The 10,475-nt window shown below is 72.1% G+C and carries 7 protein-coding genes and 1 pseudogene; 1 reads left to right on the forward strand and 7 read right to left on the reverse strand.

Annotation, left to right across the window (positions count from 1 at the left end):
* From ACVNF4_RS26075 to ACVNF4_RS26100, 6 genes and pseudogenes are all read right to left on the reverse strand, one after another.
* Positions 1-614 (reverse strand): annotated as a pseudogene (locus tag ACVNF4_RS26075) (protein phosphatase); the annotation flags it as partial.
* A gap of 12 nt (positions 615-626) precedes the next feature.
* Positions 627-3,347 (reverse strand): serine/threonine-protein kinase, encoded by a 2,721-nt coding sequence (locus ACVNF4_RS26080; RefSeq protein WP_461805312.1) that lies wholly within the window; start codon positions 3,345-3,347, stop codon positions 627-629.
* Entirely contained in the window at positions 3,344-4,612 is a 1,269-nt protein-coding gene (locus ACVNF4_RS26085) for a coiled-coil domain-containing protein (RefSeq protein ID WP_461805313.1), read from the reverse strand. Before ACVNF4_RS26085 ends, ACVNF4_RS26080 begins: the two co-directional genes overlap by 4 nt.
* 69 nt (positions 4,613-4,681) lie before the next feature.
* On the reverse strand, positions 4,682-5,692 hold the full coding sequence (locus ACVNF4_RS26090) for a glutamate ABC transporter substrate-binding protein (protein WP_461805314.1): 1,011 nt from the start codon (positions 5,690-5,692) through the stop codon (positions 4,682-4,684).
* Complete coding sequence (locus ACVNF4_RS26095) at positions 5,689-7,053, reverse strand: hypothetical protein (RefSeq protein ID WP_461805315.1); 1,365 nt, start codon at positions 7,051-7,053, stop codon at positions 5,689-5,691. Before ACVNF4_RS26095 ends, ACVNF4_RS26090 begins: the two co-directional genes overlap by 4 nt.
* Positions 7,054-7,425: 372 nt before the next feature.
* The gene (locus tag ACVNF4_RS26100) at positions 7,426-8,481 is read right to left on the reverse strand and encodes a mechanosensitive ion channel family protein (protein ID WP_461805316.1); all 1,056 of its coding nucleotides are present in this window, start codon (positions 8,479-8,481) and stop codon (positions 7,426-7,428) included.
* 285 nt (positions 8,482-8,766) lie between these two features.
* Between ACVNF4_RS26100 and ACVNF4_RS26105 the strand changes: the two genes are divergently transcribed.
* Positions 8,767-9,303: an HNH endonuclease gene (locus ACVNF4_RS26105; RefSeq protein WP_461805317.1), complete on the forward strand. Its 537-nt coding sequence runs from the start codon at positions 8,767-8,769 to the stop codon at positions 9,301-9,303.
* 136 nt (positions 9,304-9,439) lie between these two features.
* On the opposite strand, the gene ACVNF4_RS26110 is transcribed toward ACVNF4_RS26105, so the two are convergent.
* The gene (locus ACVNF4_RS26110) at positions 9,440-10,363 is read right to left on the reverse strand and encodes a hypothetical protein (protein WP_461805318.1); all 924 of its coding nucleotides are present in this window, start codon (positions 10,361-10,363) and stop codon (positions 9,440-9,442) included.
* Positions 10,364-10,475 lie beyond the last annotated feature (112 nt).

The following is a 10,475-nucleotide window of genomic DNA, read 5'->3' on the forward strand; positions in this document are numbered from 1 at the left end:
AGCGCGGCGAGGACCGCGTCGTGCGCGGCACGGGCGGCGGCCTCCGAGGCGTCGTCCGGGCGGGTCGCCGAGGAGACGCCGTCACAGACGATCGCGACGCTCGCGAGAGTGCCGTCCGGCGTCGGCGCCGTGCCGACCGCGAAGGAGTCCTCGTTGCGGTGGTGGCGCAGGCCCCGGTCGCTGACGGCGGCCAGCGGTCCCGACTCCCGTTCCATGTGGTCGCGTTCGCGGGGCTGGGCGTGGCCGCAGTTCTCGCAGTAGCCGTCACCGTCGACCCGGCCCACCCGGCAGGCGACACAGACCGGCTGGGCGGCGGCCTCCGCCGCCGCTCTCGGGTCGGGGGCCTGGAGGGGGTACTCCTCGGGCTCGGGGGAGGCCGGGCGGTCGAAGCGCACGCCGGTCGCCGCCGAGCTGTCGAAAGTCAGCGTCGGCTGGTCGTCCGGGCGCGGAGGCACGGCCGACAGGTCGTATCCGCACGCGCCGCAGTAGCGGTCGCCCGACTCCAGGGGCTCCGCGCAGCTCGGGCACGTCGGCAGCACCGCCCGGGGGGGTGTGTGCGGTGGAGGCACGTGCGGCGGAGGCACCTGTGACGGGGGTACTTGCGGCGGGGGCATCTGCGACATCAACTACACCCATGTCCGGGGGCGGTAACGGTTGGCACGTTCCACCAGGTCGATCCTCTCCTCACCGGCGGTGGCCAGCCGGGCCAGCGCGCGGTACGAGCTCTCCAGGCCGAGCCGCAGACCCTGCTCGTCGAGGTCCCTGCCGAGCAGCTTCCGCGCGGGCGCCGGGTCGCTGCCCCGGCCCCTGGAGAGTACCCAGTCGAGGGCGCTGCCGAGGACTTCCGCCGACAGCCGCTCCCGCCGCTTCCGGTCCAGACCGTACGCGTCCAGCGCCTCGACCTGCGCCGCCGCGGCGGTGAGGTCCTGCTGGAAGGGTACGTCCGCCGGGCCGGCCGTCCGCTGCCGCAGCCTCGCCCGCACCGCCGCGACCCGCGCCGCCGTGTAGTGGATCGAGGACTCCGGCACGGACTCCAGCGTGCGGACGGCGCCGGCCCGGTCGCCCGACGCGAGCTGGACGCGGGCCAGGCCGAACGCCGCGCTCACATAGCTCGGGTCCGTCGTCCACACCAGCCGGTAGTACTCGGCCGCGTTGTCCAGCTGGCCCAGCACCTCCGCGCACAGCCCGAGCGCGAGCTTCGGGGCGGGCTCGCCGGGGAACGCGTCGTAGACCGCGTCGAAGGCCAGCGCCGCGCTCTCGTGGTCGCCGGTGACGAGGGAGACGAGACCCCGGTACCAGACGACCCGCCAGTCGTCCCCGCGCTCACCTTCCAGTCCCCGCAGGGCGGTTGCCGCCGCGTCCTGGTCGCCGGTCTCCAGCCAGGCTCTCACCCGGCGCAGTCGCGTCTCCACCGAAGGGCTCGGTACGGCCTCCAGGGCGACCAGCAGCTCCCCGGACGCCGTCGCCGAAAGCCCCGCGAGGAAACCGGCGTTGGGGTCGGAGGGGTCGACGAGGGGGGTGGGGAGGGCGAGGGAGGCGGTGGGGGCGTCGGCGGGTTTGACCAGGGAGGCGGGGGCGGGGGAGGTGAGGGGGACGGGGGTGGAGACGGCGGGCGTCGCCGGACCATTCGATGGTGAAGTGGCCGCAGCCGCCTGGGAGTTGGCGGCCCTGTTGCCGACCGCGCGCGTGGGATCGCTGGACAGCGGCGCGCTCGGCAGCACGGCGTACGAGGTCCCGGACACGGCCGGTGCCGGCGTACTCGCCGGCCCGGTCCGCCGCGCCTCGCCGACTGCCGAACTCGCCGTCACCGCGACCGACTTCGGCGTCAGCAGCCGCGTGAAACGGCCCGCCTTCACCGTCCGCGCCCCCAGCCGCGAGACCTCGCCGTCCAGCCGGGGGAACAGCTCCGTGTCGGTGACGCGCAGCTCGGGGCCGAAGAGGGTCGAGAGGGCGGGGCGGGCGTGGCCGGTCTGGAGGGAGACGACCTCCCGCAGGACGCCGGTGAGCTGCTCGGCCATCTCCTGCGCGGAGGCGAAGCGGCGGGCCGGGTCGGGGTCGGTGGCGCGGACGAGGAGGCGGTAGAAGGACTCGTACGTCCGGAAGACCTCGATGTGGTCGGGGTCGGGCAGACAGTCCGCGAAGACCGTCGTGTAGCCCTGGAAGTCGAAGGTGAGGACGGCGAGCGTGCGGCCCACGGTGTACAGGTCGCTGGCCACCGACGGGCCGACCTCCGCCACCTCCGGCGCCTGGTAGCCGACCGTGCCGTAGATCGCCGACTCGTCGTCGTCCACCCTGCGGACCGCGCCCATGTCGATCAGCTTGAGCTGGTCCTCGGTCTGGATCGCGTTGTCGACCTTGAAGTCGCAGTACAGGAGGTTGCGGCTGTGCAGGTGCCCGAGCGCCTCCAGCGCCTCGATGCCGTACGCGCACGCCTGCTCCACCGGCAGCGGATCCCGCCGCCCGTCGGAAGCACGCCGCGCGTTGGCTATCTCCTTCAGGGACTTGCCGCCGACGTACTCCATGACGATGTACCCGTCGAGGGAGCCGGTGCGCTGGTCGAGGTGCTCGACGAAGTTGTAGATGCGGACGATGTTGGCGTGCTCGATCTCCGCGAGGAACCGCCGCTCGGAGATCGCCGCCTCCATCGCGTCCTGGTCCCCGGTGTCGAGGAGGCCCTTGAGGACGACCCACCGGTCCGCCACCGCCCGGTCCACCGCGAGGTAGATCCACCCGAGCCCGCCGTGCGCCAGGCATCCGGCGACCTCGTACTGGCCGTGCACCACGTCCCCGGCCTTCAGCTTGGGCACGAAGGAATAAGGGTGCCCGCACTTCGTGCAGAACCCCTCGGTCCGGCCCGTCCGCTCACCGCGCGAACGGCCCACCGGCGCACCGCAGTCGGAGCGCGAGCAGAACCGCTTGCGCTCCGGCACCTCGGGGTTGTCCAGCACCATCGCGCGCGGATCGGGCCTCGGCACCTGCGGCACCGACACGAGACCGGCCCCGAGCCGCGCCCGCCCCGACGACCCCGCCGACGCACCCGAACTGCGCACCGACACCGACCGGTTGCCCGTCCGCCCGGACAGCGACCGCGACAGCCGGCCCGACACGGAACGCCGGGACCGGGAGGACTGCGAACTCGGGGAGCTCTGGGTCCCCCGGGTGCCCTGGGAGGCCGAACTCGCCGACGGCGAGGGCGCGATGCCGCTCGTCGCGGGTGATCCCACCAGTCCTGTCGCCGACACCACGGGAGCCAACCCGCAGGTGTCGCAGTACAGTTCACCGCCGCCGACGTCCTCGTACGACCCCTCGCACCCTGGACGCTGGCAGCTCTGCCCCGCCTGACTCATGCCGTTCCCCCAGTCTGCCGGTCCCGCGGCGCCGTGAGCAGCTCCGCCGCCAGGCGCTGATAACGCAGGACGGCCTGTTCCGCGACCCGCAGATCACAGGGCGCGCTCCACAGCATCCGGCGCGCGGCGTCGTACCGCTCGACGAGGAACGGGTCCTCGGCGAGCCCCAGCCGGGCCACCTTCGCCTTGTACGCGTCGAGCCGCCCGCGCAGCTCCGCGCGGATCGCGAGCGGCGCCGTCACCGCACCCAACTGCTCGCGGGCGCGCTCCAGTTCGTCGTCCGCCTTCTCCTCCAGCGAATCGAGGAGCGGGGAGAGACGGTGCCACAGGCCCTGCCTGCGGTACTCGGCCGCCGCCGCCAACTGCTCCTGGAGCGCCGTCGGCGGGCCGTTCACCACGGGCACTTCCGTCGCCGCTATCTTCGCCAGCACCTCACCGCGCGCGGCCCGCGCCTCGGCGAGCGTGCGGTCGGCCCGCGAGAGGACGTCCCGCAGCCGCACCAGCCGCTGCTCGGCGTCCTGACGGACCGTCAGTACCGCGTCGATCTCCCGGCGCACGTCCTCCAGCGCGCGCGCCTCGCGGTCGTACACCGTGGTGTCCGGACGGCCGCCGCCCGGCGCCGAACTCCCCTTGGTGGGAACCCAGTAGGCCAGCGGGTCCGAGACGACCTGGGCGCGCAGGCCGGTCAGCGTGCGGGTGATCCGCTCCAGGTCGTCGCCCGAGGGGTGCTCGCCGGGGCGGACACCCACCGAGTGCGCGAGGCGGCGGGTGCGCTGCAACTCCGCGGCCAGTAAATCGATCCGGGCGGGCAGCGCCGACCAGACGGCGTCGGCGGCGACGACCAGGTCCAGCGAGGAGGCGTACAGCTCGTTCATCCGGTCCACCAGGGCGGCCAGCGAGAAGTGCTCCGCCAGAACTCCGGTGCCCGCCTGGGCGATCGGCTCGCCGCGCAGCAGTTCCGTCAGCTCCACGAGGTCCTCGCGGGAGGACCAGCGGCGCCGGGAGCGGATCTCGCGGGCCGAGCGCAGGGCGTCCGCGTACGCGTCGAAGTACGTCCACAGCAGGGATATCGCCGTGTCCGCCGCGGCCCAGCGCTCGCGTGTGACGCCGGTCAGCTCCGCGCCTTCGAGGAGACGCCGGCCCGCGTGGTCCTGGAGCGCCAGCAAGGAGGTCTCGATCGCCTCGTGCTCCTGGCCGAGCCGTGCCAGCGCACGGTCCACCTCGTCCCGGTCCATCACCGGACCAGGGGGTCCCGCGACGCCCATCGATCACCTCTTGTCGTTGCGTTGCCTGTGGATGCCGGTGCGGTCGATCTTCCCTGTCCGTGGGGCGGTCTAACTGGTGGGGAGGTAGGTGGGGTTCGCGGGGAGGTACCGCGCGAAGTCGGGTCCCATCGTCGGGGAGAGCCAGTTTCTGTATGCCTCCTGCCAGCCGACCGAACGGTACTCCGCCAGAATCTGGTTGACCCGGCTCACCAAGTCGATCGCGTCCTTCTTCATCGCGACGCCGTAGTACTCGGTGGTGAACGCGTTCCCCTTCAGCTGGACCGTCGGGTCCTGGGCCGCCTGGCTCGCCGCGAGGGCGGCGTCCGTGAGCACCGCGTCCGCCTCGCCGAGCTGGAGCCTCACCAGGCAGTCGAGCTGGTTCGGGACGACGAGGCGCTCGGCGCCCTGGTCGTTCTTGTCCAGCTCGCCCTCGGCGATCGACCCCTTCGCCACGCAGACCGTCCGGCCCGCGAGGCTCTTGTCGAACCCGGTGATCTTCGAGTCCGCCTTGGGCGCCAGGATCTGCTGGCCGGTCTTGAAGTAGGGGGCGGAGAACGCGACGTCGACGAGCCGCTTGCAGGTGATCGTCATCGTGCGGACGACCATGTCGACCCGGCCGTTCTGGATCGCCGCGATCCGCTCGTTCGTCGGGATCGCCTTGAACTGGACGGCGTCGGCGTCGCCCAGGATGTCCTTGGCGATGTGGTGCGCCAAGTCGATGTCGAAGCCTTCGAGCTGGGCTTTCTGGTTGTTCGGGTCGCGGTAGCCCCAGCGGTAGCTGTTCTGGTCGACGCCGACGACCAGCTTGCCCTTCGCCTTGATCGCCGCGATCGTCGGGCCGTCCGCCGAGGACGGCTTCGGCGTCCGGGTCTCCGGGTTCTTGCAGGTCTCGTCGGCGGCCTGGGTCCCCTGCGCGCCCTGGCTCCCGGGGGCGACCCTGCCGTCCCGGTGCTCCCTGGCCAGCGGCAGCAGCAGCGCGACGGCCAGCGCCAGGACTCCGACGAGGACCGCCATCGCGCCCACGCCGCCCCAGCCCTTGACGTTCTTGGCCCGCACCCGCATGGCTCCTCCCTCGCTCATCGGAACTCCGACAGTCTGCGGCCTATCCCGAGCACGGCACCCGCGGCGCCGAGCACGGCGAGGACGCCGGCGCCGAGGGGGAGGCCGGTGAAGGCGTCCCGGCCGTCGGTGGCGGCTTGCTCGAACTCGTCCTGTTCGTGGTCGAGGGCGCTGCCGAGGCTGTCGTCCACGGCGTCGAAGGACTGGCCGGTGGTGCCGGTGGGGCCGACGACCAGCTTCAGGGCGTCCGCGTAGTTGCCGTTCTCGTCCGCCGAACGGGCGTCGGTGTGGCGGGACTTCCACTCGGTCACGCTCTGCTGGGCGGCCCGGACCGGGGCCTCGCCCTGCGCGTCGTCGGCGTAGCCCGCCGCCTTGGCGAGGTGGGTGGTGAGCGCCCCCATCTCGGCCCCGTACTTCAGGTCGTACGTGTCCTTCTCCTGGTCTTCGCCTCCCACCTTGACCTTCGTGCTCTCCGCGCCCCGCGAGATCAGGGTCAGGTTCTCGTTCCCCCGCGCCTTCAGCGCCGCGATCCGGGCGTCGTGCAGCGCCGCCAGCGAACGCACGCCGTGGTCGTACGACTTGTTCAACTCCGCGCGGGCGACGCTGTGTCCGACGATCAGCCAGAGGATGACGACGGTGGTGGCGCCGGCCGCCGCGACCAGGCCGTGGCTCAGCACGCGGTTCGTCCGCCGGTACTCGCGGACCTGCGCCGCGGTGAGGGCGATGAGGGCGAGGACGCCGAGGGCCATCGCCGCCCAGGGGTAGGGCTTCGCGGCGGCGTAGTCGGCGTCGAGGCGGCGGTTCTCCTGCTCGTACAGGTTCTGGGCCGCGACGAGCATCTCGTCCTGCATCTTCTGGTTGGCGTACCGGAGGTAGGCGCCGCCGACGGGGAAGCCCATGCGGTTGTAGGTGCGGGCGCGCTCCACCAGGCCCTTGTAGACGGGCAGGGCGGTGTTGAGGGTGGTCAGCGCTCTCGCCGAAGGGGAGCCCTGTTCCGCGCTGTTCGCGGCCGTGACGAGTTTCTCGGCGGCCAGCGCGATGTTCTTCTCGTACCGCTTCCGGGACTCCGGGGTCTCCTGGCCGCCCGAGAGGAACGCGCTGGACGCGGCCGTGTTCGCCTCGGCGAGCGCGCGGTAGATGTCCGCGGCTTCGGACGTCAGCTTCTGGCTCTTGTGCAGGACGTCGTCCGCCGCGTCCGAACGGTCCGTCATCTGCCAGGCCGTGACGGCGCCGAACGCGATGACGAGCAGTGCGAGCACGGCGCCGATGATCCTGAGCCGGCCCGGCTCCGTCGTCGCCGCGCGCCTCAGCCGCTCACTGTTCTCCGCCCACGCGGTCCTGCGACCGCCGGCGCTCCCGCCGCCCGCCTCCGGCTTCCCCACTGCCGCCCTCCCCCATACTCCCGTCCGCGCCGCAAGTATCACCGCCCCGGCCTCTCCCGCGCACCGGGCTTCACTGGATCTTGATCGGTTTGTGTCACCACCTGCGCTTGAACCTTCTGCCCATGAATACGTCGGGAGCGTGTGTTCGGTTCCTTATGGGGGTGGGGTGGGGGGATCTTCAGGGTTGCCCTTAGGGGGCTCCTGCCCGACGCGTGGACCGTGACTGTTCAGCTCAGGCGGGTCACCCGACCGACGGCGACCTCCTCGTCACCGAGGCGATCCGGACACTGGGGGACGGAGTTCGGGGAACTCTGCGACGCGTATCGCGCGGGGTTCGGCGGGTGCGGTTGAGCTGCCGAACGTGTCCGGTCCCTACTTCCCCGCAGGCCGCGTGATCGGCGTCGTGGCCGCCACCTGCGGGGACTCCGTGTTGGAGAAGACGGACGGCGCCGCGACGGTGTCGGAGGGGTCGGCCGGGGGCTCTGCGGCGGAGGCCGCCGCGCCCCCCACCAACGGGATGCTCGCGGCGTCGAAGGCCCGCTTGATCCGCCAGCGGAGTTCGCGTTCCACGGCGAGCCGCTTGCCCGGCATGGTCCGCGCGGTGAGGTGGATGACCATGGAGTCCAGGAGGACGGAGTCGAGGCCCACGACGTCGATGGAGGACCAGAGCAGCTCGTTCCAGGGCTCCTCCTTGCTCATCCGCTCGGCGACCTCGGTGAGGGTGGCCTTGACGCGGTCGAGGTCCTCGGACGGCTTGACGGTGACGTCGACTCCGGCGGTGGCCCAGCCCTGCGACAGGTTGCCGATGCGCTTGACCTCGCCGTTGCGGACGTACCAGATCTCGCCGTCGGCGCCGCGCAGCTTGGTGACCCGCAGACCCACCTCGATGACCTCGCCGGTGGCGACCCCGGCGTCGATCTGGTCACCCACCCCGTACTGGTCCTCCAGGATCATGAACACGCCGGACAGGAAGTCCGTGACGAGGTTCCGCGCGCCGAAACCGATCGCCACACCCGCGACACCGGCGGAGGCGAGGAGGGGCGCGAGGTTGATCTGGAAGGTGGCGAGGACCATCAGCGCGGCCGTGCCCAGGATCAGGAACGAGGCGACCGAACGCAGCACCGAACCGATCGCCTGGGACCGCTGACGACGCCGCTCGACGTTGACGAGCAGCCCGCCGAGGGCCGTCCCGTCGACGGACTCGACCGTCCGGTTCATCCGGTCTATCAGCTTGGTGATCGCCCGCAGGACGACCTTCCGCAGCACCGCCGCGATGACGATGATCAGCAGCACCCGCAGCCCGATCGCGAGCCACGTCGACCAGTTCTCCTCGACCCAGCTCGCGGCGTTGGTCGCGCTCCGCTGGGCCTCCTGGATCGTCGGGACGGTGATGGCGGGTGACTCCGACGGGGACGGAGTGGGGGACACGGCTGATACCTCCAAGTACGGCGGCCCGAGGTCACGAAAAGGTCACCGTACGGGCAGGCACACCACACTAACGGGGCATTGCGCGGAGCCCCGTCCGATCCGCTCGACAGAGACCTGTCTCACCCGCGCTTGAAGGGTTCCGGCGCAGGACAGACATGAAATGTGGTCGAAAACACTCCCAGCCCGTTACCGGGACATGGTGGCGCGTCCACCAGGCAAGAGGGGAGACTGCTAGCAGATCGTCCCGGCGCGAGCCACGCGCCGCCGACGCCCAAGGAGGCATCCGTGCCGCATGTCCTGGTCCTCAACGCGTCGTACGAGCCCCTCGGCGTCGTACCGCTCCGCCGCGCGCTCGTCCTCGTCCTGGAGAACAAGGCAGTCTCCTTGGAGGAATCGGGCGCCTTTCTGCACAGCGCGACCGTCACGGTCTCCGCACCCAGCGTGGTCCGCCTCAAGCGATTCGTCCGGGTGCCCTACCGGGGCCCCGTCCCCCTCACCCGCCGCGCGCTGTTCGCGCGTGACGGGGGCCGATGCATGTACTGCGGTGGCGTCGCCACCAGTGTCGACCACGTCATCCCGCGCAGCCGAGGCGGCCAGCACGCCTGGGACAACGTGGTGGCCTCCTGCCGCCGCTGCAACCATACGAAGGCCGACCGCCACCTCACGGAGATCGGCTGGCGGCTGCGCCACAAACCCGCCCCACCCACCGGCCTGGCCTGGCGCATCATCGGGACCGGCCATAGGGACCCGCGCTGGCTGCCCTACCTGCGGCCATACGGCGCGGACGACGCACTCGCCCGGATCGACGGCATATCGGCCTGAGATCCGGGCTTTCGCATACCTGCCCCGGGAATCCCCTCGTGTTCCCGGGACAGGCAGGCAGGCGGGCAGGTGCGGTCGGGGCGGGTACTACGGGGTGTCCCGTACCTCTCCGGTACTACGGGACACCCCGTACCCCTCAGGTGTGCCGCAGTTCCCCCGGCCGCACCGCCCTCCCCAGCAACGGCAACGAGGTCGCCGCCGCCAGCAGGCACGCCCCGTACACCCCGAGGGGTACGAGCAGCGAGCTGTAGGCGACAGGGCTGTCCGCGAGAGCCCCGTACCAGACGCCGATCACCATCCCGCCCGCGCCCGCGAACAGCACCGCCGGGGCCAGCGGAAGGGCCGTCTCCAGCAGCAGTGCCCGCGCCAGCACCGTACGCGGCACCCCCGCCGCGACCTGCGCGGCGAGCCCCCGGCGCCGGCTCGCGAGGGACTCGGCGGCGCCGACGGCGAGGCCGGAGAGGGCGATGAGGAGGCCGAGCCCGATCGCGACGGCGGTGAGGTCGAGACCGGCGAGGTAGAAGTCGTCGCTCTCGGCGTACTCGCCGTGCCGCAGGATGTCGACGTGGACGGCGCGGATTCCGACGTACCCCGTTCCGACCACGGTGGTGAGCAGCACCGCCGCGTGCGTGCGGGCCGCGGACCACGGATCGTCCCGCAGGCGCTCCGCCGCGAGGAGGACGGTGGCGGTGCGGGCGCGGGCCGCGAGGAACCGCCCGGCGAGCCGGGCCATCGTCCCCGCGAGCCCCACCGCGCCGAAGCCCAGGGCCGAGACGAACAGGATGATGAACGCCGGGATCATGGCGCTGTCGATGTTCCTGGTCAGCAGGACGTGCGCCATGACCACGACCGCACCCACCGCGCCGAGAGGCAGCACCCACACCCTGAGCTCGGCCGACGGCCGGACCCTGCGCACCGACCCCAGCGGCGAGGCCACCACATGCCGCAGCGCGAACACCCCCACCCCCGCGCCGAGCAGCGGCACGACCAGCGCGACGACCCCCATCCCACCCCAGGTGGAGGACGTCGCCCCCGCCCACAGACTCGCCACCACGGACACGCCGACGACGCTGGCGGTCGGTTCAGCTCCAGCGCGTACTCCATCGGCAGCTCCTTCGCGATCGGCTCGACGAAGCCGCGCACGATCATCGCCATCGCCTCGAACTCGGTCA

Source organism: Streptomyces sp. S6 (assembly GCF_054880855.1).

Bases quoted from the DNA above. Each gene is read 5' to 3' on its own strand.
- ACVNF4_RS26080 (WP_461805312.1), bottom strand. From the start codon at position 3,347: ATGAGTCAGGCGGGGCAGAGCTGCCAGCGTCCAGGGTGCGAGGGGTCG.
- ACVNF4_RS26085 (WP_461805313.1), bottom strand. From the start codon at position 4,612: ATGGGCGTCGCGGGACCCCCTGGTCCGGTGATGGACCGGGACGAGGTG.
- ACVNF4_RS26090 (WP_461805314.1), bottom strand. From the start codon at position 5,692: ATGAGCGAGGGAGGAGCCATGCGGGTGCGGGCCAAGAACGTCAAGGGC.